The sequence below is a fragment of the Flavobacterium sp. ALJ2 genome (assembly GCF_015594725.1).
Taxonomy (GTDB): domain Bacteria; phylum Bacteroidota; class Bacteroidia; order Flavobacteriales; family Flavobacteriaceae; genus Flavobacterium.
The window spans coordinates 57,420-83,169 of record NZ_JADNRC010000002.1 but is presented as its reverse complement, the minus strand read 5'-3'; the positions used below and the strand labels follow the sequence as shown (position 1 = coordinate 83,169).

Annotated in this window: 22 protein-coding genes; 11 read left to right on the top strand and 11 right to left on the bottom strand. The window is 31.9% G+C overall.

The window, feature by feature from the left end:
- Positions 1 to 2: 2 nt before the first annotated feature.
- Both IUY40_RS02590 and IUY40_RS02585 read right to left on the bottom strand, forming a co-directional pair.
- A complete protein-coding gene (locus IUY40_RS02590) occupies positions 3 to 536 on the bottom strand; it encodes an ATP-binding protein (RefSeq protein ID WP_195735336.1) in 534 nt (177 codons plus the stop codon).
- A 319-nt stretch (positions 537 to 855) separates the two neighbouring features.
- Positions 856 to 1,779 (bottom strand): alpha/beta hydrolase, encoded by a 924-nt coding sequence (locus tag IUY40_RS02585; protein WP_195735335.1) that lies wholly within the window; start codon positions 1,777 to 1,779, stop codon positions 856 to 858.
- 229 nt (positions 1,780 to 2,008) lie between these two features.
- On the opposite strand from IUY40_RS02585, the gene IUY40_RS02580 reads away from it, so the two are divergent.
- The 4 genes from IUY40_RS02580 to IUY40_RS02565 all read left to right on the top strand — a co-directional run bounded on the left by IUY40_RS02580 (position 2,009) and on the right by IUY40_RS02565 (position 5,404).
- Positions 2,009 to 2,305, top strand: coding sequence for a DUF493 family protein (locus IUY40_RS02580; protein ID WP_195735334.1), 297 nt, complete (start codon positions 2,009 to 2,011; stop codon positions 2,303 to 2,305).
- A gap of 2 nt (positions 2,306 to 2,307) precedes the next feature.
- The gene (locus IUY40_RS02575; protein WP_195735333.1) at positions 2,308 to 3,030 is read left to right on the top strand and encodes a DUF4290 domain-containing protein; all 723 of its coding nucleotides are present in this window, start codon (positions 2,308 to 2,310) and stop codon (positions 3,028 to 3,030) included.
- Positions 3,031 to 3,204: 174 nt separating this feature from the next.
- On the top strand, positions 3,205 to 4,515 hold the full coding sequence (murA, locus tag IUY40_RS02570) for a UDP-N-acetylglucosamine 1-carboxyvinyltransferase (protein WP_195735332.1): 1,311 nt from the start codon (positions 3,205 to 3,207) through the stop codon (positions 4,513 to 4,515).
- 13 nt (positions 4,516 to 4,528) lie between these two features.
- The gene (locus IUY40_RS02565; protein ID WP_195735331.1) at positions 4,529 to 5,404 is read left to right on the top strand and encodes a cation diffusion facilitator family transporter; all 876 of its coding nucleotides are present in this window, start codon (positions 4,529 to 4,531) and stop codon (positions 5,402 to 5,404) included.
- Positions 5,405 to 5,569: 165 nt separating this feature from the next.
- Here IUY40_RS02565 and IUY40_RS02560 read toward each other — a convergent pair whose 3' ends face one another.
- From IUY40_RS02560 to IUY40_RS02550, 3 genes are all read right to left on the bottom strand, one after another.
- Complete coding sequence (locus tag IUY40_RS02560; protein WP_195735330.1) at positions 5,570 to 8,062, bottom strand: DUF5686 and carboxypeptidase regulatory-like domain-containing protein; 2,493 nt, start codon at positions 8,060 to 8,062, stop codon at positions 5,570 to 5,572.
- Positions 8,063 to 8,147: 85 nt separating this feature from the next.
- Positions 8,148 to 8,561 (bottom strand): type II 3-dehydroquinate dehydratase, encoded by a 414-nt coding sequence (gene aroQ / locus IUY40_RS02555; RefSeq protein WP_195735329.1) that lies wholly within the window; start codon positions 8,559 to 8,561, stop codon positions 8,148 to 8,150.
- Positions 8,562 to 8,698: 137 nt separating this feature from the next.
- On the bottom strand, positions 8,699 to 9,208 hold the full coding sequence (locus IUY40_RS02550) for a porin family protein (RefSeq protein WP_195735328.1): 510 nt from the start codon (positions 9,206 to 9,208) through the stop codon (positions 8,699 to 8,701).
- 323 nt (positions 9,209 to 9,531) lie between these two features.
- Between IUY40_RS02550 and IUY40_RS02545 the strand changes: the two genes are divergently transcribed.
- From IUY40_RS02545 to IUY40_RS02530, 4 genes are all read left to right on the top strand, one after another.
- Complete coding sequence (locus IUY40_RS02545; protein WP_195735327.1) at positions 9,532 to 10,053, top strand: hypothetical protein; 522 nt, start codon at positions 9,532 to 9,534, stop codon at positions 10,051 to 10,053.
- A gap of 279 nt (positions 10,054 to 10,332) precedes the next feature.
- Complete coding sequence (locus IUY40_RS02540) at positions 10,333 to 10,839, top strand: hypothetical protein (protein WP_195735326.1); 507 nt, start codon at positions 10,333 to 10,335, stop codon at positions 10,837 to 10,839.
- A gap of 82 nt (positions 10,840 to 10,921) precedes the next feature.
- Positions 10,922 to 11,818: a site-specific tyrosine recombinase XerD gene (gene xerD, locus IUY40_RS02535; RefSeq protein ID WP_195735325.1), complete on the top strand. Its 897-nt coding sequence runs from the start codon at positions 10,922 to 10,924 to the stop codon at positions 11,816 to 11,818.
- A 201-nt stretch (positions 11,819 to 12,019) separates the two neighbouring features.
- Positions 12,020 to 13,543 carry a PAS domain-containing protein gene (locus tag IUY40_RS02530; protein WP_195735324.1) on the top strand — a complete coding sequence of 508 codons (1,524 nt, stop codon included), beginning with the start codon at positions 12,020 to 12,022 and terminating at the stop codon, positions 13,541 to 13,543.
- Between the two features lie 312 nt (positions 13,544 to 13,855).
- Here the strand turns inward: IUY40_RS02530 and rny are convergent, their stop codons facing one another.
- The 3 genes from rny to IUY40_RS02515 all read right to left on the bottom strand — a co-directional run bounded on the left by rny (position 13,856) and on the right by IUY40_RS02515 (position 16,221).
- Positions 13,856 to 15,421, bottom strand: coding sequence for a ribonuclease Y (gene rny, locus IUY40_RS02525; protein WP_195735323.1), 1,566 nt, complete (start codon positions 15,419 to 15,421; stop codon positions 13,856 to 13,858).
- Between the two features lie 208 nt (positions 15,422 to 15,629).
- Positions 15,630 to 15,923 (bottom strand): cell division protein ZapA, encoded by a 294-nt coding sequence (locus IUY40_RS02520; protein ID WP_195735322.1) that lies wholly within the window; start codon positions 15,921 to 15,923, stop codon positions 15,630 to 15,632.
- 7 nt (positions 15,924 to 15,930) lie between these two features.
- Positions 15,931 to 16,221: a hypothetical protein gene (locus IUY40_RS02515; RefSeq protein WP_195735321.1), complete on the bottom strand. Its 291-nt coding sequence runs from the start codon at positions 16,219 to 16,221 to the stop codon at positions 15,931 to 15,933.
- A gap of 175 nt (positions 16,222 to 16,396) precedes the next feature.
- On the opposite strand from IUY40_RS02515, the gene IUY40_RS02510 reads away from it, so the two are divergent.
- The 3 genes from IUY40_RS02510 to IUY40_RS02500 all read left to right on the top strand — a co-directional run bounded on the left by IUY40_RS02510 (position 16,397) and on the right by IUY40_RS02500 (position 21,386).
- On the top strand, positions 16,397 to 18,094 hold the full coding sequence (locus tag IUY40_RS02510; RefSeq protein ID WP_195735320.1) for a M23 family metallopeptidase: 1,698 nt from the start codon (positions 16,397 to 16,399) through the stop codon (positions 18,092 to 18,094).
- A gap of 11 nt (positions 18,095 to 18,105) precedes the next feature.
- Positions 18,106 to 20,562, top strand: a complete 2,457-nt coding sequence (locus tag IUY40_RS02505; protein WP_195735319.1) for a TonB-dependent receptor plug domain-containing protein — start codon at positions 18,106 to 18,108, stop codon at positions 20,560 to 20,562.
- A 101-nt stretch (positions 20,563 to 20,663) separates the two neighbouring features.
- Entirely contained in the window at positions 20,664 to 21,386 is a 723-nt protein-coding gene (locus IUY40_RS02500; protein WP_195735318.1) for a hypothetical protein, read from the top strand.
- A 9-nt stretch (positions 21,387 to 21,395) separates the two neighbouring features.
- On the opposite strand, the gene IUY40_RS02495 is transcribed toward IUY40_RS02500, so the two are convergent.
- The 3 genes from IUY40_RS02495 to IUY40_RS02485 are packed head-to-tail and all read right to left on the bottom strand — an operon-like array spanning position 21,396 to position 25,741.
- Positions 21,396 to 22,097: a hypothetical protein gene (locus IUY40_RS02495; RefSeq protein ID WP_195735317.1), complete on the bottom strand. Its 702-nt coding sequence runs from the start codon at positions 22,095 to 22,097 to the stop codon at positions 21,396 to 21,398.
- A gap of 38 nt (positions 22,098 to 22,135) precedes the next feature.
- Positions 22,136 to 23,962, bottom strand: a complete 1,827-nt coding sequence (locus tag IUY40_RS02490) for an ABC transporter ATP-binding protein (protein ID WP_195735316.1) — start codon at positions 23,960 to 23,962, stop codon at positions 22,136 to 22,138.
- A gap of 51 nt (positions 23,963 to 24,013) precedes the next feature.
- Complete coding sequence (locus IUY40_RS02485) at positions 24,014 to 25,741, bottom strand: phospho-sugar mutase (RefSeq protein WP_195735315.1); 1,728 nt, start codon at positions 25,739 to 25,741, stop codon at positions 24,014 to 24,016.
- Between the last annotated feature and the right edge of the window lie 9 nt (positions 25,742 to 25,750).

Here is a 25,750-nt window from a genome sequence, read left to right as displayed (position 1 = left end):
GACTAAATTTTATCTAAGATATAAAGAATTCGGTTAGGCACAGTATCTTTTGGAACCTCAATTAGTTCGTAGCCGTATTTTTTGTACGTTTCTACTAGATGACTGTAAATTGTTTTTGCTTGTTCAAAGTTTTCGTAACGTTCGCCGTCACTCATGTAGATTTCTTCCCAAGGTGGAAGCAAGAAAATTTTAGAATATTTGCAAACCTCACATGCTGTTTTGAAGTGTTTCGGATATTCATCACCTATATAATCCATATAAGCAACAACATCAGGAATTCCTCGGTCAATAAAAACTACTTCTGCAGCTTCTTCTTGAGCGCTTTCAAATTGCTTTATTCTTCCTTCAAGCAACTTCTCACTAAATAGCAAGGGCTTTTCTAGAAACAGTTGTTCGATTCCTTCTTTTTGAGCTTCCAATGTTACTTGTCTAGAAATTTCGGGATAACAGCAATATCCATCGGCTACCAAACCATCAATAATTGTAGACTTTCCCGTACCTGGGCCACCAATAATAACAATAATTTCTTTCTGCACTTTCTAAAAATAAAGTGCAAATTTACCTAAACTTATTGGTATTACGCAAGATTATTTTTTCAGAAGTGAACGATTATTTTTTTTAGTAAGTAAACTTCCTGGTGTTTGTGTCAGCTTTTACCTTTTTTAAAGAAAGAATAAAATAGGTTTTTACTCCTATCGGGGCAAATGGGCTTGTGGTTTTGATACTTGTATTAATTAGTTTAAAATAGATCTAGCATAAAGTTATACTTGCTAATCTGCTTTTTTTACCATTAATATAAATGTGAAAAATCAAGTTTAGTTGTAATGAAACTTGATGTATAATGATGAAATTATTCTAGTTGCAAAACAAATATTGTGATGGCTCTTTTAATTTCTTAGTATTTGAGATAATAATGTGTGATTCAAATTTTCTTTTTGCAATCACATCATTTATAAAGTCTAAAACATAATCTGGTTCTTTTTCAAATAAATAACCACAAAATTCATGTCCAGCACCACAAGAAGTAATAAGTTTAATGTTTTTATTTAGTGAAGTCATACGGTTGTAAACGGAATAAGAGCCTGAAAGACTCATATAGCCTTGAGAGTCCGTAGGGCAGGAGCGATGCGAGCCTGTTGCGTAAGGCACTGTAGGGTCTTCGCTTCCATGGGAAAGCAGCATCGGAATTGCATTTTTAGATGTAATCAAATCTATATTCATAATAGCTCCAGACCCTCCAATTAAACCTTTGTACTTAAAGTTTTTTGGTAAATTATCAGAGTATAAATTCATCAATTTATAATCCCAAAAAGCAGCATGAAAGCTAATTTCGCCGCCAGCACTAATTCCTGCAATAAATATTTTAGAATCATCAATATTGTATATGTTTTTATTTTTAATCAAATATGAAGTCGCCTGCCAAGTATCACTAACAGCAATTTGTATGGTTTTAATTTTTTCAGATAGTGTTGAGCTGCATCCAAAATCTTTTCCCTTCATATATAAAGTGTATGAAATACTTGCAACAGCAATTCCTTTTTCAGCAAGGCTGTTAGCGAAATTCTTTTCACCAAAACGATCTCCACCCGAAAATCCGCCACCATGAGCGAAAATAACAAGAGGTGTTTTTTTATCTGTTTTTTTTAAAGGTAGATACAAATCAAGTTCCAGTTTAGTGGAATCGTTTTTAAAATATGTTAATGACTTGATTTCTTGTGCGGTAATGGGATTTGAGAAAAAATATATAGCAACTAACAAATAGAGATAAGGCGTTTTCATTGTGGTTGTATTTTTTATTATAAAGCATATTCAATTAATCAAAGATAAAAGAATAAAAGAGGATAGACTAAAATCTATTATTTAACAATTTTAGGCAACATAATTTAATGTTGTTAAATAGGAAAATAAAGCGAATTCTAATTAATGTTTCGTATTGTGAAAAATTCCCAAATGCTAAATATAAATTCTCAGTTCAAAACCGTATATTTGCGTTTATTTTAATGAAAGAATGGACGAAGATAAAGAAAAAACCACCGCTGAATTTTACGAAAGATTAAAGGTTGAGTTGGACAATAGTAACACTTGGCCAGCAGAGTATTTGTATAAATTCATTATGCCTTCAGTAGGCGATAATGTTGAGCGCGTAGAGAAAGCTTTTGATTGCATGGGAGCAGTAATTAAAACTACAAAATCTAAAACAGGTAAGTTTACCAGTGTTTCGGTAGATGTTACTATGAAAAGCTCAGATGAAGTAATCAGTAAATACCAAGAAGTTTCTGTAATTGAGGGTATAGTTTCACTATAATTATGATCGAAAAATATAAAAAAGAAAATGCGAATGATGTTGTTTTTAATTTAGAATATAATTCTGAAAGACAACATTTAATCATTCCAGAATATGGTCGTCATTTGCAAAAATTGATAGATCAGGCTACTGCTATTGAAGATGTTGAACAACGCAACAAAGCGGCCAAATATATTATTCAAGTAATGGGAAGTTTGAATCCGCATTTGCGTGATGTCCCCGATTTCCAACACAAACTTTGGGATCAGCTTTTTATTATGTCTAATTTTAAATTAGATGTTGATTCACCATACCCAATACCATCTCGTGAAGTATTGCAACTAAAGCCAGATGTATTAAAATACCCGCAAAATTACCCAAAATACAGGTATTATGGTAATAACATCAAATATATGATAGATGTTGCCAACAAATGGGAAGAAGGCGAAATGAAGAATGCATTAGTATTGGTAATTGCCAATCATATGAAGAAATCATACTTGAGTTGGAATAAAGATACTGTAAAAGATGATGTTATTTTTGAACATTTGTATGAACTATCAGATGGAAAGATAAATCTTTTACAAAGTTCAGAAGAGCTCCTAAATACAACTGATTTATTACGAACAAACAAACGTATATCAAATAAAATCACACCAGCTGTACAACCTAAAATTCAGAATAATAAGAATATAAAAGGTGTAGGGAAATCAAAGCCATTTCAAAAGAATAATAATCAGAAATAAAGAATTAAGTTACTAAGCCACTGAGATTTTTTAGCTCACAGCCATAGCAACTAAAAAAAGAATAATAAAAAAATGTTTAATAAAGTTACTAAGATTCTAAGGGACTAAGTAGCTAAGATTTCTTAGCTCAGAACCTCAGAATCTCAGAACCTTAGCAACTTATCAAAAAAGAATATGGGAATTTTTAAAATTGAAGGAGGAATTCCTTTAAAAGGAGAAATCACTCCGCAAGGAGCAAAAAACGAAGCGTTACAAATTTTGTGCGCAGTACTTTTAACCTCAGAAAAAGTAAAGATTAATAACATTCCTGATATTATTGATATCAATAAATTAATTACACTTTTAGGGAATCTAGGAGTGAAAATTCAAAAAAATGAATCAGGTTCAATAACATTTCAAGCTGATGAAGTGAATGTGAATTATCTTGAGACGGAAGCTTTCAAGAAAGAAGGAGGATCACTTCGTGGTTCAATTATGATTGTTGGACCGCTTTTGGCACGTTTCGGTAAAGGATATATACCTAAGCCGGGAGGAGATAAAATAGGTCGTCGTAGATTAGATACACACTTTGAAGGGTTTATTAATCTAGGAGCTAAATTTAGATATAACAGAGAAGATCACTTTTATGGTGTAGAAGCTCCAGAAGGATTAACAGGTACAGATATGTTGCTTGATGAAGCATCTGTAACAGGAACTGCTAATATCGTAATGGCAGCCGTTTTGGCAAAAGGGAAGACAACAGTTTATAATGCAGCTTGTGAGCCTTATTTACAGCAATTGTGTAAAATGTTGAACTCAATGGGGGCTAACATTAAAGGCGTAGGTTCTAATTTATTAACTATTGAAGGTGTTGAAAGCTTAGGAGGTTGTGAGCACAGAATTCTTCCAGATATGATCGAAATAGGATCTTGGATTGGGTTAGCAGCTATGACTAAAAGCGAAATTACTATTAAAGATGTAAGTTGGGAAAACTTAGGTTTAATTCCAAATACATTTAGAAAACTAGGAATTACAATAGAAAAACGTGGAGATGATATTTATATTCCTGCTCACGTAAATGGATATGAAGTAAAAACAGATATTGATGGATCAATCTTAACCATTGCAGATGCACCATGGCCAGGATTTACACCAGATTTATTGAGTATCGTTTTGGTAGTGGCAACACAAGCAAAAGGAGATGTGTTAATTCACCAAAAAATGTTCGAAAGCCGTTTGTTTTTCGTAGATAAACTAATCGATATGGGTGCGAAAATTATGCTGTGTGATCCGCATAGAGCTGTTGTTATGGGGCATAACTTCGAGTCACAATTAAAAGCAACAACAATGTCGTCACCAGACATTCGTGCCGGTATTTCATTGTTAATTGCTGCATTATCAGCAAAAGGAACAAGTACTATTCAGAATATAGAACAAATCGACCGTGGATACGAACGTATCGATGAACGATTAAGAGCAATTGGAGCAAAAATCGTGAGAGCATAGATAAAATCCTCAAATGACGAATGAAGAAAAAGCTATAAAAGCTACCTATTTTAGTATTATTGGAAACACCTGCTTAGCCATTATAAAAGGCTTGGCAGGTTTTTTTGGCAATTCTTATGCCTTAATTGCGGATGCAATAGAATCAACTACAGATATATTCTCATCTTTTTTGGTTTTATTCGGAATTAAATATTCAAGCAAGCCTGCAGACGAGAATCATCCATACGGGCATGGACGTGCCGAGCCTTTAGTTACCTTTTTGGTAGTTGGGTTTTTAATAACATCAGCAACAATTATTGGATACGAAAGCATTGCCAATATTCAGAATCCGCATGATTTGCCTAAATCCTGGACGCTATATGTTTTAGGAGCTATCATTATATGGAAAGAATATTCTTTTAGATTGGTAATGAAGCGAAGTAAACAAACTAATAGTTCAGCATTAGCAGCAGATGCATGGCATCATCGCAGTGATGCTATTACATCTGTAGCAGCGTTTGTAGGGATCTCGATAGCTTTGTTTATGGGAAAAGGATATGAGGCAGCAGATGATTGGGCAGCACTTTTTGCAGCATTTTTTATTTTATACAATAGTTATAAAATTTTCAGACCAGCATTGGGCGAAATTATGGACGAACATCTTAATGATGATTTAGTCGAAGAAATTCGAATAGAATCTTTAACTGTTGTAGGTATTCTAGGGACCGAAAAATGTTTTATTCGTAAAGCAGGAATGAAATATCATGTAGATCTACATGCTATAGTATCAGCTAATATTTCGGTAAAAGAGGGGCATGAGTTATCACATAAATTACAAGACACACTAAAAGAAAAAATACCTCAATTGGGGAATGTTCTGATTCATATTGAACCAGATGATTATCACTAGGATAATTAAAAGAGGTAAAGGTTCTGAGAAGCTAAGGTAACTTAGACAAAGATAATTACTAAGACAAAAAAACAAAATCCGTTTATTCTTTCATAGAGTAAACGGATTTTTATGTGTTACTTCTCCTTGTATGATATAAAGAATCTAAGTTTTATAATGTTGAAATTACTCTAAAATAGTAAGGAACTTCAAGCCAAAGACAACTCCGTTTTGCTTTATTCCATTTTGATAAGAGTGAACATAATCTACACGAAACATTCTAAATTTTCCAAAACCAAGATTGTCTAATCCAATCGTAAATTCAGAATATGGTTTTGTATTTGGAATTTCAAGAGAATGGAATCCGATGTTTAAAGTTGATTTTAATTTGTTTAATAACGGTATTTTGTTCATTATATAACCATTGTCATTATGTTCCATATGAATTTCAAAATAGCTGTCGTTTGTACTATTGCTATAATAAGGAAGTAGATTAAAAACATTTAAATAGCTATTGGCTTGACCAATGTGAGTTTGGTTACCATTAAAATGTTTGTAATCGATAAAAGCTATATTTTCAGCATTAAAAAACTTCCCTGCTTTTATATTTATTCCCAATAGGCCTTTATTTCCTAATGCTAAATCATATCGTATAGCAGTAGTCAGATGGTCAAATTCATATTTTTTCTCACTAGCGGCTAATGCTTTTTCGTAGCTTAAATATAAAGTTGGGTATTTTTGATTCTTAACATTATACTTTCCATCAGGTCTTGAAATGTATTTATTCCCAAAATTGATTCTCGTAGTCAAAGTAGCTTTTACTAAATGGTGTTTTTCAAAAGGAGAGTTAATAAAGTCATTTGGTGCAAGCGGATTGTTTGAAGAATATAAGTCGTCTTTATTAAAGAAAGAGTAATCCGTTGTATTAAAAAGAGGTTTACGTTGCTCATAGGTAATTTTTCCATTTAAGGTAATGCCATTAGCGATGTTTTGATAGTAGGCTAGTTGAGCAAATTCGAGATTATAAATTTTCATATAATTATCCTTAAAAAATAAAGAACTAACCGAATTGATAAAGCTACTAATAGGTTCACTGCTATTGAACTGCTTTACCTTAGTTCCTCCAGAAGCTATAATAGTAGCATAGTTCTGATGGTTAAAAGTATGTTTGAATTCTCCGGTAGCACGTAATCTTTCATCAGAAAAGCCATAGTTGATTGCTGTGCTTATAGAAGTTTCATTGCCTTTTTCCTCATTCCATTTCTTATAAGAAAAGCCAGTGCCAATATTAAAACCTTGTACAGTATTAAAGCTAAGTGCAGTTAAGTCAAATAAGCCATTGTATTTAAATGAATGTTTTCCGAAAGTATTTTTGTGTAAATGACCAAGTATTATATCAAAAAAATTGAACTTATTATTTTTAGCATCAATAGAATCGGTATATTTTCTAGAAGTTCGAATAGTTTGTAAGCTATCTTTCTTAATGTAATCAGAACTTTCTTCGATTGTTAGAGGAATCGGACGGATAGTATTCCAATACAAGTCGTCTTTTTTATTAGCATTAGCTTCAAAACTTACAATTTCATTAGAGAATGTTTTCTTTTCAAAAGATTCTGGAAACTCATAATTAGTATATACATAATTAAATTTTCCTGTAAATTGTACGCCAAATGCTCCAGCAGTAAAAGATAAGCTTTGGGCGTTTTTTGCCCACAATTTATTTTTAGAGTTATAACTAAAGCTTTGTTTTAGATTCATTATCTGTGTAATCTCATTTTTAATCCGATATCCTTTGATATCAAGATCAACAGCATATATAGCAAAACTATCATCAATAATATAAATGTAGCCTTCAAAAACGGGTTCTTTGTCGCGTTTCGGGATAATTTTTATTTTATTTATTTCTTTATTATTCTCATCAAAGAACGTTCCCTCGAGTTTGTATTTGTAGTAATTAAAAGCATTATCAGCAATAGGAGAAATCATATTTACACCAAATTTCAAGGTATTGTTATAAAAATCATAGGTAGACAAACTAGCTGTATTATAACTAAAACCTTTATTGTTTCCTGATATTTTAGAAGCAATGATGTTTTCTTTCAGATTATTAGGTTTTTCAAAGGTAATTTTAGAAATAGTTTCAGACAGGTACAAAACGCCAGTTCCGGTAGAGTCAAGATTAGAAGCCATTTCTTCTCCAATATCAACTTTCAGCCCCATGATTTTTTTAGGTAAATCCTTTATTTTAAATAATCCTTTAGAATAGAAGTCAGCAGTATAACGTCCTGTTTTTTCAGCGTTTTCTTTTTTGTTGGCAATGGCACTTTTTATAATATCATTTGCAGGATTATCTTTGGGGTTAATTATTACTTCATTAAGAGTGAAATTTTCTTCCTGTAGCTTAACATCCAAAGTATAAGATGTCGACGTGATATTTGTAATAGTTAGTTTTTGAGTTTTAAACCCTAAGAATTGAAATATGATTTTGTTTTTGCCTATTTCCTTTATATTGAGTTGGTATCTTCCTTGTTCATTAGAAGTAGTACTGTTATAAGTATTTTCTTCGAAGACAGAAACAAAAGGAAGAGGATTTCCATTCTCATCAGAAATTGTTCCTTTTACCTGAGCGAAATTTGAAATAGAAAATAGTAAAAAAGCAAATAGAGTAAAGTTTTTCATAAATAGGTTCATTTCTTGTTTCAAAAATAGAAGAACTTAATAATGAACCTATTAAAAGTATGTTAAAAGATATGTAGTGCTTTAATTATAAAAAAGAATATATGGCAAGCTCATAACTTTTTAAGCCAAAACCAAGAATAACGCCTTTGGCATTTCCGGAGATATACGATTGATGGCGGAAGCTTTCGCGTGCATAAGTATTAGATATATGAACTTCTATAACAGGAGTAGTAACAGCTTTTATAGCATCACCAATACCAATAGATGTATGAGTGTAGGCACCAGCATTTAGGATAATACCGTCATAAGTAAAACCGAATTCTTGAATTTTACCGATCAGTTCCCCTTCGATATTACTTTGATAATAGCTTAGTTCTAGATTTGGAAAAGCGTTTTGTAGTGTTCTAAAATAATCTTCAAAAGTTTGAGATCCGTAAACTTCAGGTTCTCTTTTTCCTAAAAGATTTAAGTTAGGACCGTTTATAATGATAATTTTCATTTGTAATAATTTAAAGTAGTGTTTTTTGGAATTCATTTACATTTCATTCCAAACATTTTACTAATCGAGTGGTGTAAAAATAAAAAAACCGTTCTAATAAATAGAACGGTTTTTATAAAAGTATGTGATATTATTTTTTAGAACATAAATCCTGCTGAAAGTTGGAAAACTGAGTTCTTAGCTTTGGCTTCTTTTGAAACATCTGTTAATCCTAAACCATAACGACCTTGAATAAAAATATTCTCAGTTAATTTTAGCCCCAAACCTGCGTTGACTCCAAATTCAAATGTGTTAGGGTCTTGTACATCAAATTCTTTTTTATTACTTAATAAGAATGATGCTTGAGGACCAACTTCTAGGCTAAATGATTTGTTTAAATAAATTTTTGCCATTATAGGAATTGTCAAATAACCTAATTCATTTTTAAAATCCTCTACTGCGGTTTTGTATGTTGCTCCTTGAGTAGAATATAAAAGTTCTGGTTGGATAGAAAATTTATCTAACAATTTTATTTCTGCTACTAAACCTGCATGATAACTAGTAATACCTTCTTTTTTTACTGAGATTCCTTCATAGCCTGCATCTCCATTTAGATTTGCAAAATTCACTCCCGCTTTCACTCCAAATTTTAAAAATTGAGCTTGCATTGTTGCTTATGTTGCTATGAACAGTACAGCTACTAAAATTAATTTTTTCATAGTTTCCTTTTTAACGATTTTATTGTGTTTTATGTATGTAAAACGCTTGTAAATGATGAATATTGCTTGGGTAATCTATTAAGATTTAATTTTTGTCATTAAATTATCATTAGTAAAATTTCTTGTTCCTTCGCAAATTTACGCGCTATTAGACGTTTTTATTTATATATATAGAAGATAGTTTTACATAATTTTCATTTTTTTATTGTTTAGTAGTATTATGTATTAAATTATTTTTATATTTGTAGTATTAATTTTATAATAAAATAAACATGAAAAAAATTGTTTTAACTGTAGTAGCAGTTCTAGGATTTACATTTGCAAATGCACAAGAGCAAATTGCAAAAGGGAAATGGCTTATTGAGGCGAATACTGGTTTTGGTTCGCTTGGAAACGGAAGCACTTCATTTGGATTATGGGATGAAGATGGAATTACCGCTTGGAACGTTGGAGCTGAAGGTGGATACTTTGTAATGGATAAACTTGCTGTAAAAGCTGGACTTGGTTATGGAGATACAGGTGCTGATTTAGCAAATACTATTTTCTCTTATAAAGTTGGAGCAAAATATTATTTATTAAATCAATTTCCATTAGAAGTTTCTTATACTGGCGCAAGTATTAAAGATGCTGATGAAAATCCTTCATATGTTGGATTCCAAGGTGGATATGCTTGGTTTGTAGGTAAAAATATTTCAGTAGAACCAGGTGTTCGTTATAATGTTACCTTAAATGATGATTTTGGTTCAGGAAAAAATGCTTTCCAATTCAATATTGGTTTTGCATTACATTTCTAAGCAATTATAATTAAGTTTTATTAAGCCTTTCATGCTAGTCATGAAAGGCTTTTTTTATTTTATAAGTTTTTTAATGTTAATTTGCATTACTGTTTAAAAAAATAAGGCATCACTAAATTTAGTGAGAAGAGTAATGATAATGTTCTTTGTTTCAGGAAGATGTGAATATATTGGTAGTTTGTTTTGCAGATTGTTAATTTTGTGTTTTTTTATTGTTTTATTGGAATTTAAATTGAACTTATTTACGTTTGCTGCATAAATTTTAACATAAACAAAAAAATGAAAAAAATTACTTTATCAATTGTTGCGGTTTTAGCATTTGGATTTGCAAATGCACAAGATGGTCATTTCAAAGTAGGAGCACACGTTGGTTTACCTATGGGAGATTTTAAAGATTTTTACTCAGTTAACTTGGGTGTTGATGTTGCTTATTTATGGCAAGTTACTGATAAATTTAGTGCAGGGGCAACTACAGGTTATTCTACTTATTTAGGTAAAACCACTAAAGAAACTTTTGGGGCTGTTGTAATTGAAACTAAAGGTGATGCCGCTGGTTTTATTCCAGTTGCCGGTACAGCACAATATTCTATTTCAGATAACTTATTTGTGGGTGCGGATTTAGGATATGCAATTTATGCAGGTAGTGGTGATGGAAATGGTGGAGTTATCTATCAGCCAAAATTCGGATACCAAGCTGAGAAATTTGAGATTTACGCTGGTTATAAAGGAATTTCTGATAGTGGAACACTTTCTTCAATCAATGTAGGGCTTAATTATAAATTCTAGTTTTAAAATTTCAAAAATAATTTAAGAACCTTCTACTGTGGTAGAAGGTTTTTTTATGCAGAAAATGTTTTACTTTGTGGGTATGAATTGGAATAGATATATAAAAGATTATCAATCCTATCTTAAGATAGAACGTGGTTTATCTAAAAATACAATTGAGAATTATGTTTTTGATATAGAGCGGTTGTGTCTTTTTTTAGCTCAGAATAAAATTGAAATTTCTCCGTTAAAAATTAATGAAGAAACGATTCAGCAGTTTATTTATTCAGTATCCAAAGAAGTAAATGCACGATCTCAGGCTCGCATTATTTCTGGTTTGAAAAGTTTTTTTAATTACTTGATTTTCGAAGACTATCGTAATACGAATCCGTTGGAACTTATAGATTCTCCAAAAACAGGAAGAAAATTGCCTGACACACTATCGGTTGAAGATATTGATGCGCTTATTGCAGCTATTGATTTAAGTTCTAATGAAGGAGAACGTAATCGAGCGATGGTAGAAACTTTATATAGCTGTGGACTTCGGGTTTCGGAATTGGTGGCTTTGAAAATATCGGATTTGTTTTTTGAAGAAGGATTCATAAAAATTACTGGTAAAGGAAACAAAGAGCGTTTTGTACCTATTGGAGAATCTACTCAAAAATATATTTTGATCTATGTCAATTCGGTTCGACTTCATTTAAACATTAAAAAAGGGCATGAAGATACTTTATTTCTTAACAGAAGAGGGAGTCAGTTAACAAGAGCAATGATCTTTACAATTATTAAAGATTTGGCCTTTAAAATAGGTTTAAATAAAAGTATAAGTCCACATACTTTAAGGCATTCTTTTGCAACACATTTACTAGAGAATGGTGCTGATTTGCGATCAATACAATTGATGTTAGGGCATGAATCGATAACTACAACCGAAATATATGTTCATTTAGACAGGACATATTTAACTCAAGTAATTCATGCTTTTCATCCTAGAAGGTAATTTTTTTTGTTAAAATATTTTATAAAGTTTTGTTTTTGTCTTAAAAAAAATAATACCTTGGAACTATATTGTTTGTAACAAAGAGGATTTACTCTAATGCTTATAATGAGAAATAAAAAATGTTTTTTTTTAAGGCTTAAATAATAGTATCAACTTTGTTCTATTTTATAAATAAAATAGTCAACTTACACAAGCGCAATTATGGTTATTGATTTATATGAAGATGAAAACTGTCAGAAGTTGATTAACTTTTATAAGAAATTATTTGCTGAAATTCCAGATTTAATTTTTCAATTTGTTATTGATGTTGATGATACTTATACTTTTCCTTTGGTGAGCAAGTCTATGGAGGAAATATTTGAGCTACCAACAACTGAATTTTCAAATCGTAGTAAATTTTTTATCTACGAAAGAGTGCATGCTGAAGATCAGCATATGTTTATTAGTACGCTTTCTAAAGCTAGAAAATGCCTAACTCCTTGGGAATTAGAGTTTCGGGTAGTATTGCCAAAAAAAGGAATTCGTTGGCTAAAAGTTTTTTCAAAATCTGAAGGGTCCCAAGATGGTCAAGTTAGTTTTTATGGGCGAATCTCAGATGTAACAGATTTAAAAGATCAAGAACTTCAACTCAAACAATCTGAAGAACGTTTTCAGTTTGCTTTAGATGCATCTAATGTAGGGGTTTGGGACTGGGATATGGTTACTAATAGAGTTTTTTATTCGTCTTTGTCTCTAAAGATTTTAGAGTTGCAATCCATTGATATTTTTGATGATCCTGAACGTTGGGATAAAATTGTTCATCCAGATGATTTGCCTAAATATTACTCAGATATTCAAGAACATTTTGATAATAAAGTGCCTTTTTATGAAAACTATCATCGCGTATTAACTTCTAGTGGTAAATACAAATGGATTTTGGATAGGGGCAAAGTAATAGAAAGAGATTCGAATGGAAAACCATTGCGTGTTTTGGGTACTCATACTGACGTTTCTTATCAGAAAGAGAAAGAATTAGAACTTATAAAAACAATGAAATTGTTTAGTGATCAGAATAGTCGATTGCTTAATTTTTCGCATATAGTTTCGCATAATTTAAATACACAAGCTGGAAATATTAAAAGTATTCTTGATTTTATAGATGAGGATCATAGCAAAGAAACAATCGACGAAATGTTAGTTCATTTGCGTACTGTTTCTAATGATTTAAATGATACGATTTCTAATTTAACACAGATTGTTCAGATTCAGAGTAATCTGAATATTGTGATAAAGCCACTTAAGTTAAGTTATAACATAGATAAAACAATATCTATAATTAAGGCATTTAGTGGTAAAACTAAAATTACAATACTTAATAACGTACCGGATTATGTAATGATTAGTTTTAATCCGGCTTATCTTGAAAGTGTTTTGTTAAATTTTACAACTAATGCAATTAAATACGCGCATCCAGATAGAGATCCTGTAGTTGAGTTTATTTATGTAATTGAGCCAGATGGGCGAAAGGCTTTAAAGATTAAAGATAATGGTATAGGGGTTGATTTAGGGCTATATGGGGATTTGATATTCGGAATGTATAAAACGTTTCATAAACATAAAGAAGCTCGTGGAATTGGACTGTATATAACCAAGAACCAGATAGAATCTATGAAAGGGGAGGTTTCTGTAGAGAGTGTTGTTGGAGAGGGAACTACTTTTAAGATTATTTTTAATGATGATTTTTAGCTGTAACCGTTCAGAAGCTCAAAGTTTGTGATATTCACAAGAATGTTTTTCTGAAGTAGGGAGACTTGAGCAACAGTGAACTGGTGAGGCAATCTTTGAGGGTAGCTCTGTAGTCATACGTATATAGGCGGAGTATATACTCTAATGTGAATTTTGCAACCTTTGTATATCTCAATAGTTGTCAGGAATGTGTACTGCGCAGTTGATTAGGATGTAAAACTTAATCTTAGTGGTGAAAATATAGGATATATTATAAAAAAGAAACTCCTCAATTGAGGAGTTTCTTTTTTATAATATGAAATTGAGAATGGTTTATTTTGCAATATTTACCGCTCTGGTTTCTCGTATTACTGTTACTTTAACCTGACCTGGGTAAGTCATTTCAGTTTGTATTTTTTGTGAGATATCAAATGATAAACTTGCGGCATTTTCATCGGATACTTTTTCGCTTTCTACAATAACACGAAGTTCTCTTCCTGCTTGAATCGCATAGGCATTTTTAACTCCATTAAATCCGTAAGCTACTTCTTCAAGGTCTTTTAAACGTTGTATATAGGAATCTAATACTTGTCTTCTTGCACCTGGTCTTGCGCCTGAAATAGCATCACAAACCTGTACGATTGGTGATAATAGTGATTTCATTTCTATTTCGTCGTGATGCGCTCCAATTGCGTTGCAAACTTCTTCTTTTTCACCGTATTTTTCAGCCCATTGCATACCTAATAATGCGTGTGGTAAATCACTTTCAGTATCTGGAACTTTACCAATATCGTGTAGTAAACCGGCTCTTTTAGCTAGTTTTACGTTCAATCCTAATTCTGCAGCCATAATACCACACAATTTAGAGACTTCTCTAGAGTGTTGTAATAAGTTTTGACCGTAAGAAGAACGGTATTTCATACGTCCAATAACTTTTATTAACTCAGGGTGTAAACCGTGTATTCCTAAGTCTATAACTGTGCGTTTTCCTACCTCGATGATTTCATCATCAATTTGTTTTGCAGTTTTAGCAACAACTTCTTCAATACGAGCTGGGTGAATACGGCCATCTGTAACTAGTTTGTGTAATGCCAAACGAGCAATTTCTCTTCGTACTGGATCAAAACAAGAAAGGATAATTGCTTCAGGAGTATCATCTACGATAATCTCAACGCCAGTTGCAGCTTCTAGTGCACGGATATTTCTACCTTCACGTCCAATAATTCTACCTTTTACATCATCAGATTCAATGTTAAATACTGACACACAGTTTTCTACTGCTTCTTCAGTTCCAACTCTTTGAATTGTATTAATGATGATTTTTTTAGCTTCTTGTTGTGCTGTAAGTTTAGCTTCTTCAATAGTCTCTTGGATATAAGACATCGAACTGCTTTTTGCTTCCGCTTTTAAACCTTCCATTAGTTGGTTTTTAGCTTCTTCAGCAGAAAGTCCTGAAATTACTTCTAACTGCTGTAATTGGCTTTTATGTAATTTGTCAACTTCAGCTTGTTTTTTGTCTAAAACGTCAATTTTAGAATTGTATTCTAGTGTTTTAGCTTCGTAATCATCATTGGTTTTTTTAGCTTTTGATAATTCATTAGAAATTTGAGATTCTTTATCTCGAATTCTTTTTTCTACTTCGGCTACTTTTTTGTCTCTTGCAAGAATTACTTGTTCGTGCTCAGATTTTAATTCAATAAACTTTTCTTTTGCTTGAAGAATTTTATCTTTCTTAATGTTTTCAGCTTCCAGATTAGCATCTTTTAAAATAGATGCTGCTTCTTTTTTTGAGTTTTTGATTAAATTGGAAATATTACTTTTTTCGATGATTTTGGCTATTCCAAAACCTGCTGCAATACCTATGATTCCTGAAATGATGATCGTTATTATACTGTCCATGTTTATTAAAATTTATATATAAAAAAGCCTACATTAGGTTGCTTGTATAAACTCGAAAAGACAAGTTTTGAGCTAACTCACTGTTCAAGTTTCCTCGCCGAAGCGGGGCATGCTTTAGTAGTGATGATTTGCTCATTCTAATTTGTTAGTGTTGAGTTTACCAAATATGAACTAATGTAGGCAGTATCTTAGTTTCTGTAAAGAACGTTTAATTTTCGAGATATTGATCTAAAAGGATATTTAATCTTTTAATTCGTTCGATAGTTTCATCACTATCAGTGGCTTTGTCAATTTGTTTTTGCTCTACTTGAGAGGCAAATTGTAATGCACACATGGCTAAAACATCCTGTTTGTCACGTACAGCATAGTTTTCTTCAAATTGCTTTATCATCACGTCAATTTTTTTAGAAGCGCTCCTAAGACCTTCTTCCTGCGATAAATCTACCGTTAATGGGTAAACTCTGTCGGCGATTGATATTTTAATTTTAAGCTTTTCGTCCATGTTGTTACTAGTCTGATAGTTGTGCTATACAGTGATCAATTTCACGAATTAATGAATTTATTTTAAGCTTTGTATCTCTTTTATTATCGTTACTGCCAAGTAAAGAATTGGCGATTTTGAGTGTTTCATACTGCTTTTTCAAGGCCTCAATCTCTCCGGACTGTCTTTGTATAGTCTGTTTAGCTTCTGTTAATTCTGACTTTAGTTCTTGATTGTTGTTTTCTAAACCTTTTAGCTTCGCAAAAAGTTTTTCAACTTTATATTCAAGAGTATCAATTATTTCGGCAATTACACTCATTACAAATCCTATTCATTACTTAATCATACAAAGTTAGTATTCCTTTTTATTAATGCAATATTTTATCGATTTTTTTGCATTAAAAATAGCAAATTAATGGAATTCAAGGTATTGTATTTTGTAATTTTCCTAATTATTTTGTAAACTTTTTTTTATCTTAGCAAAAATGTAAATCATGAAATATTCTGTGCTTTTTCTGCTATTTTGTAATTTTGTTTCTGCTCAGACAGATTATCCTAAAGATTATTTTAGATCACCTCTTGATATTCCGATGCAACTTTCAGGAAATTTTGGGGAACTAAGACCAAATCATTTTCATGCGGGTTTTGATTTGAAAACGAATCAAAGAGAAGGTCTAAATGTCTATGCTGTTGCTGATGGTTATATATCGAGGATTAAAATTTCGACTTTTGGGAATGGCAAAACATTGTACGTAACCCATCCAAATGGGTATACATCTGTATATGGGCATCTGCAAAGTATGGTAGGGTCAATTCAGGAATATATAAAAAAGACGCATTACAAAGAGAAATCATTTGAAATTGAAATGTTTTTGAAGCCTGGAGAAATGGTTGTTACCAAGGGGCAATTAATAGGTTTATCTGGGAATACAGGATCTTCAGGAGGACCGCATTTGCATTTTGAATTTCGTGATTCGAAAACAGAGTTTATTATAAATCCAATGTTTTTTGGTTTTGATAAATATATAAAAGACACCAAAAAACCAGTTGTTTCTAATTTATATGTTTATCCGCTAGATGATAAAACTATTGTTAACCAGTCAAAAGTGCCTTTAATGCTTAATTTGTCATTGCAAAAAGATGGAACTTATTTGTCTAGTAGCGTTGCAACAAATGGAAAAATTGGCTTTGGAATTACTGCTGTAGATTATGATGATGTTTCTTTTAATAAAAATGGAGTTTATAAAGTAGAATCTTTTTACAACGGTAAATCAAATTATGGATATCAGTTCAATACCTATTCATTTGATGAAATGAGATACATAAACGCTTTGGTTGATTATTCTAGATACAAAAAAACAGGTCAAAGAGTTCAAAAGTTGTTTATGAAAACTCCTTTTGATTTAAGTATTATTAAAAAGGATTCGCTTAATGGGGTACTTTCTGTTGTTCCAAATCTAGCTTCGGCATATCGTATAGAAGTTTCGGATTTTTATGGAAATACCAATACAATTAATGTCCCAGTTCAATACAATTCATTGCCAGTACTTGTAAACCCTACATCCGTAGCTTCTGATTATTTGGTGAAATATAATAAAGATGCTAATTTTTCAAAAAATAATATGTCTGTATTTTTTCCTGCAGGAACATTTTATGATGATTTTAATTTAAATTTTGACGTAAAAAATGACCGTATTTACATCCATGATGATACAGTTCCAGTGCATTCTAATTTCACAATAACTATTGAGGATGATAAATATCCTGAAAATCTTAGAGACAAAGTATATATAGGTAGAATTACCGGAAAGAGTAGTAGCTATAATACTACATCACGTAAGGGTACAGAGTATAAAGCAAAGTCAAGAATTTTAGGCCAATTTAGATTGGTTGTTGATACAATTCGACCAACAATTAGTATTGCAAAACCAATTGAAGGTAAATGGATAAGTGACATAAAGAAAATTCAGTTTACAATTAATGATAGCATGTCAGGGATTAAATCCTACAATGGTTATTTAAATGGAAATTGGATATTATTTGAGTATGATAATAAAACTAAAAAAATTACTCATGACTTTAACGATGGAATTGTAGCTGAAGGAGCAAACGATTTAAAAATAGAAGTTGTTGATAATGTGGGGAATTCTGCTATCTTTGAGACGCGTTTTTTTAGAAGTCAAATAAAATAAAAATATAACGTTTGAACAAGAACCTACTATTTGTTTCCCTTTTATTGTGTGTTGGTTTTGTTTCGTTTGCTCAGAATGCCCGAGTGAAAGGAATAATTCTTAATGAAAGCAATTTCCCTATTACAGATGTAAATGTTTCTCACTCAGGAAATGTAACGCAATCTAATTTGGATGGTTTTTTTGATATTTTGATTCCATCTAATAAAAAAGTAATTATTGTTTTTACTCACGTTTCTCAGAAAATGATGACGGTAACAGTAACTTTAAAACCGAATGAGGTATTCGTTTTAAATCCTGTAATGAATAGTTATGCTGAACAAATGGGAGAGATTGTTGTCATGGCAAATAAAAAGCGCATACAAGGAATTACAACCGTAGATCAAACCATTATAAAGAAAATTCCAGGTGCCAATGCAGGAATCGAGAATATATTAAAAACATTACCAGGAGTAAATTCGAACAATGAACTAAGTACGCAATATGCTGTTCGAGGAGGGAATTATGATGAAAATCTTGTTTATGTAAATGAGATTGAAGTATATCGCCCATTTTTAATTCGTTCAGGTCAACAAGAGGGCTTGAGTTTTACAAATACCGATTTGATTCAGAACGTCGATTTTTCGGCAGGAGGATTTCAAGCTAAGTTTGGTGATAAGCTTTCGTCAGTATTGGATATTACATATCGAAAACCAACTCAATTTGGAGCATCTTTTGAGGCAAGTTTACTTGGAGGAAGTATTGCTGTTGACGCAGTTTCTAAAAACAAGAAATGGTCGGCAATTACAGGAGTTCGTTATCGAAACAATAGTATGCTTGTAAATAGTCAAGATACACAGACTAATTATACGCCTTCTTATATTGATATTCAAACAAATATTAACTATTTCGCTTCAGAAAAATGGCAATGGAGTTTTTTAGGAGCTATTTCTCAAAATAAATATTTGTATCAGCCATTAACTCGAGAAACTAAATTTGGAACCATTGATAAGCCAATGGCGCTAGCAGTATATTATGAAGGACAGGAAAGAGATAAATATGATACTTATTTTGGTGCAATAAAATCAACATATACTGTTTCTTCAGATTTTACTTTAAAGTTCATAGGTTCTATATTTCATACACAAGAACAGGAACATTATGATATTTTGGCACAATATCGTTTAGGTGAGGTAGATAGTGATGGTTCGGTAGTTTTGCAAGAGGTAAATTATACCAAAGGAATTGGTTCGCAATTAAATCATGCGCGGAATGATCTAGATGCTTTAATTGTTAATGCTGAATTAAAAGGGATTTATAATTGGAAAGACAATCTTCTTGAATGGGGAGTAAAATATACTCGTGAATCTATACGTGATCGTGTGGCAGAGTGGGAGGTAATTGACTCAGCAGGTTTTTCAGTAAATCCACCAATTGTAAGTTTTTCCAAAAACAATCAGCCAAACGAATCTTACATAGGCCCACTTTTTCCTTATCAAAATGTGAGGGCAATAAATTTTAATACTATAAATCGATTTTCGGGTTATGCGCAATGGAGCCGAAAAGGTACTATAGGATCTAGTGAAATTTGGTATAATGCAGGAGTTCGTTTTCAGGATTGGAAAGTGTCAGGAGGAATTGTTGAAGGGAAGAATCAGTTAGTATTTAGTCCGCGTGCGCAAATTGCTATAAAGCCAGATTGGGATGTGGATATGATTTTTAGACTTTCTGGAGGATTATATCATCAACCGCCATTTTATAGAGAATTGCGAGATGCTAGTGGAGAAGTATTGCCAAATACCAAAGCACAACAATCAGTACATGTGGTTTTAAGTAACGACTATAGTTTTAAAATGTGGAATAGACCATTTAAACTTGTTTCGGAGTTGTATTATAAATCATTGTCAGACGTTAATGTTTATAGTATAGACAATGTGAGGGTTCGATATGTGGCCAATAATAATGCTACGGCTTATGCGCAAGGTTTAGATTTTAGATTAAATGGCGAGTTTGTACCTGGAACCGAATCGTGGTTTAGTTTTGGATATTTAAAAACCGAAGAGAATTACGAAAATAAAGGATATATAGCAAGACCAACAGATCAACGATTGAAATTTGCTCTCTTATTCCAAGATTATATGCCTAATATTCCAAGTGTAAAATTGTATTTGAATTTGGTTTATAATACAGGATTACCTGGAGGGTCTCCTTCGTATTCAGATCCATATTTATATCAAAATAGATTGAATGATTATCGTCGGGCAGATGTTGGGTTTTCTAAAGTTTTTATTGACAATAACAGAATTGTAAAAAGCAAACTATTTAAAGATTTTAAAGAATTATCAGTAGGGTTTGAAATCTTTAATCTTTTTGATAATAAAAATGCTATTACTAATACTTGGGTTCGGGATGTGTATTCTAAAAATCAATATGCAATTCCTAATTATATGACTTCGAGAGTTTTTAATGTAAAATTAACTGCTAGGTTATAATAACCAATGAAAAAGCTAGTTTAGAATGTATAAATTGACTGTAAAGGTATGAACCATTTTTAAAATTCATTACATTTGAAATTATTTTTTAATAAAACAACATGAGAAAATTACATATATCTATTATAAGTCTTTCTGTTTTACTCTTAGTGAGTTGCAAAAATGAAGTCGAAAAACCAAAGGTTACTTATGACGCTTCAACTTCTTCAAAAGTAATTGCTAAGGTAGATTCAACGCAAGTTGCAATTGCTGATTTGCCAATTCAGATGGAAGGGACTGATTATTTAATTCATCCAGTTGGAGATGTAAGAGTATATGAAAAGGGGGTTAAGGCACGTTATGGTTCATCTAGTGTAAATGATATAAGTTTTACAATTTCGAATATTGGTGAATATGAAATTACTGGATATTTACAAAATTTAAAATTTCAGAAGATAGATTCGGATTCTATAAGACCATTGACAGATAAAGCGGTTTTAATTCAAACAGCAACTTATTTAAAAACAATTGCCGATAAAACGCATAACCATGTTATGGTGTATACCATGGTAGATATGGATACCAATAAAGACGGGAAATTGGATACCAGCGATATAAAAGCATTGTATTTAAGTGATATTAGTGGAGAGCAATTTATTAAAGTTTCTGAAGATTTTCAAGAATTAATAGATTGGAATGTTATAGAGTCAAAAAATCGTTTGTATTTTAGAACTATCGAAGACACTAATAAAAATGGTCAGTTTGATAAAAATGATGTTCTGCATTACAACTACATCAATCTCGGAGTTAAAGATTGGAAAGTGATTAGTTATAAGCCAATTTAGAGTTTGTAATTATATTAATATGTCACTTTCAAGGTCTGATTTTTCTATATCAAAGTCATAGCCTAATTTGTGAACCAAGTCAATTACAAGTTTTTTATACCAGTTCTCTGATTTGGGATGAATGTATATTTTTTCAATAAGATATTTAAGGTTAACATTAATTCTTAATCCATCATTAATTTTAATGTTGCTTTTGGATGAATCTGTAATTATGCGTACTTCACGTTCATATTGAAAACTTTTTCTTTTAAATAAAAACGGAAAGAATAAATCATCAAAGGGGATGTATTCTTTCTTGTAATCAATATAATTTACTTCACCAATATATTGATCAAAATTATTCTCGGGTTTTAATGCTTTTTGCAGTCTTCCAATGGTAGATTGAATCGCTAGCCCTTCGCTATTTTGGGTGAATATCTGCCACATAGCAAATGATTCATATTCATTTATATGCCAACTGCTTATTGCGACTTTTTCGCGGTGTGTTTTATAATAATTTATAAAATCAGGATTGTCTATAGCGAGTTTTTTTATCTCCTCATAGGTAGGTTCGCTAAACGTTCCCTCGTACTGATCTTCAAATTTATCAGAACGGGACATGAATAGTTTTTTAGACATCAATAAGTCTAGAAACTTAGATAAATCTAAGTATTTCCAGACTACTGTATTGGGATCTTCAGGAAGATTAATGTTTGAATTGTGACGATACATAAGTGTTTACATCTTAGGTATCTCTAATTTAAGAAAAATTATTCAAATGACTGCATGGTAACCAACTTATTATAAGTTCCGTTTGAAGCTATTAGGTTTTCATGAGTTCCTTGTTCTACAATTTTACCTTTTTGCATAACAACAATTAAATCTGCTTTTTGAATAGTTGATAAACGATGCGCAATAACAATAGAGGTGCGGTTTTGCATCATGTTTTCAAGAGCAACCTGTACAAATTTTTCGCTTTCAGTATCCAGTGCAGATGTAGCTTCATCTAGAATCATAATTGGAGGATTCTTTAAAACGGCACGAGCAATTGATAAACGTTGTTTTTGCCCACCAGAAAGTTTGTTTCCGCTATCACCAATATTAGTATAAATACCAAGAGGTAATTCGTTTACAAATTCAAAAGCATTGGCAATTTTTAGAGCTTCAATAATTTCTTCATCGGTTGCGTCTAGTTTTCCTAATGAAATATTAGCTTTTATGGTGTCATTAAACAAGATACTGTCTTGAGTTACTAGCCCCATCAAACCACGAAGAGAATGTAAAGACATGTCTTTAATGTTGATGCCGTCAATTTTTATACTGCCTTCGTTTACATCGTAAAAACGAGTAAGGAGATTAGCGATAGTACTTTTTCCACTACCAGATTGTCCAACTAGAGCAACAGTTTGTCCCTTTTTTATTTCGAGAGAAAAGTCTTTTAGTACATTTTCTTTTTCGTATTTAAAGTTGATGTTCTTTATTGTGATGTCAGAGTCAAATGTAGCTTTTTCTATAGCGTTTACTTTACTTGTAATTGGGTTTTCTTGATCAAGAATTTCTAATACACGTTCTGCTGCTGCATTTCCTCTTTTTACGCCATAAGAAGCTTTAGAGATTGCTTTTGCTGGGGTAAGTATATTGTAAGCTAATCCCATGTAAGCGATGAATGAAGCGCCGTTTAATGTTTTTTCGATTAAAACCATTTGACCACCGTACCATAATAAAATTGCAATTACCATGATTCCCATGAATTCACTTGCAGGAGAAGCTAAGTTTTGGCGATTACCAATACTATTTGATAGTTGAAAGAAACGTTGTGTTGAATTTTGAAAAACACTATTGAAATAATTCTCAGAGTTGTATCCTTTTACCACTTTTAACCCGCCTAATGTTTCTTCAATAGTTGATAAAAATGTTCCTTGTTCTTGTTGGGCCTTGGTTGATTGTTTTTTTAATTGTTTTCCTATTAATGATATGATATATCCAGAAATGGGAATAAAAACAAAAACAAAAAGAGTTAATTGCGGGCTTATGGCAAGCATGGCAATAATTGTAAATAGGATAGTAAGCGGTTCTTTTACGATAAGTTCTAAAATGGCAAGAAATGATGTTTGTACCTCATTGACATCACCTGCAATACGTGAGATAACGTCTCCTTTTCTTTTTTCTGAGAAAAATGCCAAAGGTAATTCAAGTGTTTTTTTGTACATCGCATTTCGCATGTCTCTTAAAACTCCATTTCTTAAAAAAGTAATGAAGAACATAGCGAGATAATCACATAGATTTTTCAATAAAAATATCGAAATAATTACTGCTACCATTATAGATAGTGTGTATCCTACGCCATAGTTATCAGTTGCTTGTGTGATAAAGTAGCTTAAGTAGTTTTCTGCATAGTTTTTTAGCTCCCAAATACCTTCGTAAACAGGTATTGTGGTGTTTCTTTTTGTTTGGTCAAATAAAACCTGAATCATAGGAATTAATGCCATAAACGAAAGCGTGCTAAACAGCGCATACAGAATGTTAAAAAAAATGTTCATGTATGCATATCTTTTATAAGGAAATATAAAAGGAAATATTCTTTTGAAATTATTCATTCAAGATGTTTTTATTTTTTAAATCAACGTTATAAGTCAGAAGTAAAAAAATTAATTCAATTGCATTGCTGTGATAATATTTTTTATTTTTTTATCTAAAACCGCATCAGCTGCATCAAAGTCTTTTACAGAGTCCAATTGAGTATTTACGCTAATGTAAAATTTAATTTTTGGTTCAGTTCCGCTTGGTCTTGCACAAATTTTAGAACCATCCTCTGTATAATAAATAAGCACATTTGATTTTGGAATAGTCATTTCAGAAACCTCTCCACTCAATAAGTTTAATGCTGTAGATGATTGGTAATCTTCTACCATTATTACTCTTTGGCCATCTATTTCTTTTACAGGGTTTTCACGTAAATTAATCATCATTTGATTGATTTCTTGCAACCCTTCTATTCCTTTTTTGGTTAAAGCAACTAAGTACTCTTTGTAAAATCCGTGTTCAACATAAAGTTTTAGAAGTTCTTTGTAAACAGAGCTTCCATTTGCTTTTGCTTGAGCAGCCATTTCACAAATTAATAAAGTTGCAGCAACAGCATCTTTATCACGTACAGCATCTCCAACCATGAAACCAAAGCTTTCTTCTCCGCCACCTATGAATTCAAGTTCAGGGAAATCTTTAATCATTTTGGCAATCCATTTAAAGCCTGTTAAACCTATTTTGCATTCAACATCATAGCTTGTTGCAAGTTCCATCATCATAGGGGTTGAAACAATAGTTGAACCTATAAATTGTTTTCCATTAATTTTGCCAGCTTTTTTCCACTCTTGCAATAAAAAGGAAGTCATTAATATCATGGTTTGATTTCCATTTAGCAAAATCATTTTGCCTTCGTTATTGCGAACAGCAACTCCAAGGCGGTCGCAGTCAGGATCAGTACCAACAGCAATATCTGAATTTGTTTTATCAGCTAATACAAGTGCCATTGTTAATGCTTCCGGTTCCTCTGGGTTAGGTGATTTTACAGTAGGGAAATCTCCGTTTGGGACAGCTTGTTCAGGTACAATATGTACATTGGTGTAGCCTGCTTGTGATAAAGTAGGAGGAATCGATTTTATAGAAGTTCCATGTAAAGACGTAAAAACGATTTGTAAATTTTCTTTAGCTTTTGCTGGAGTATTAAAACTAGCATTCTCAATAGATGATTTGATAAAGGCATTATCAATCTCAGTATCTATATATTCAATTAATTTTTCATTAGCATGAAATTTAATTTTAGCATAATCTATGCTTTCAATCATCGCAATAATTTCAGCATCCTGAGGAGGAACAATTTGGCCACCATCTTCCCAGTATACTTTGTACCCGTTATATTCAGGAGGGTTATGGGATGCTGTAAGTACAATACCACATTGGCAGCCTAAATATTTAAGAGCAAAAGATAATTCAGGAGTCGGACGCATATCTGAAAATAAATACACATGGATTCCATTTGCAGAGAAAACGTCTGCAACAACTTTTGCAAGTGTATTACTATTGTGACGGCAATCATAAGCGATTGCTACTTTAAGAGGTTTGTTAGGGAAAACTTTATGCATGTAGTCAGAAAGTCCCTGTGTATTTTTTCCAAGGGTATATTTATTGATGCGGTTACTACCAACGCCCATGACACCACGCATTCCACCAGTTCCGAATTCTAGATTTTTATAAAAACCTTCCTCAAGGTCTTTAGGCGACGTTGTCATCATTTCTTTAATAGCCGCTTGTGTTTCGTTGTCAAATGCTGGCGTAAGCCATTCGTTTACAGCAGTTAATATGTTAGGTGCTATATTCATTTGTATATT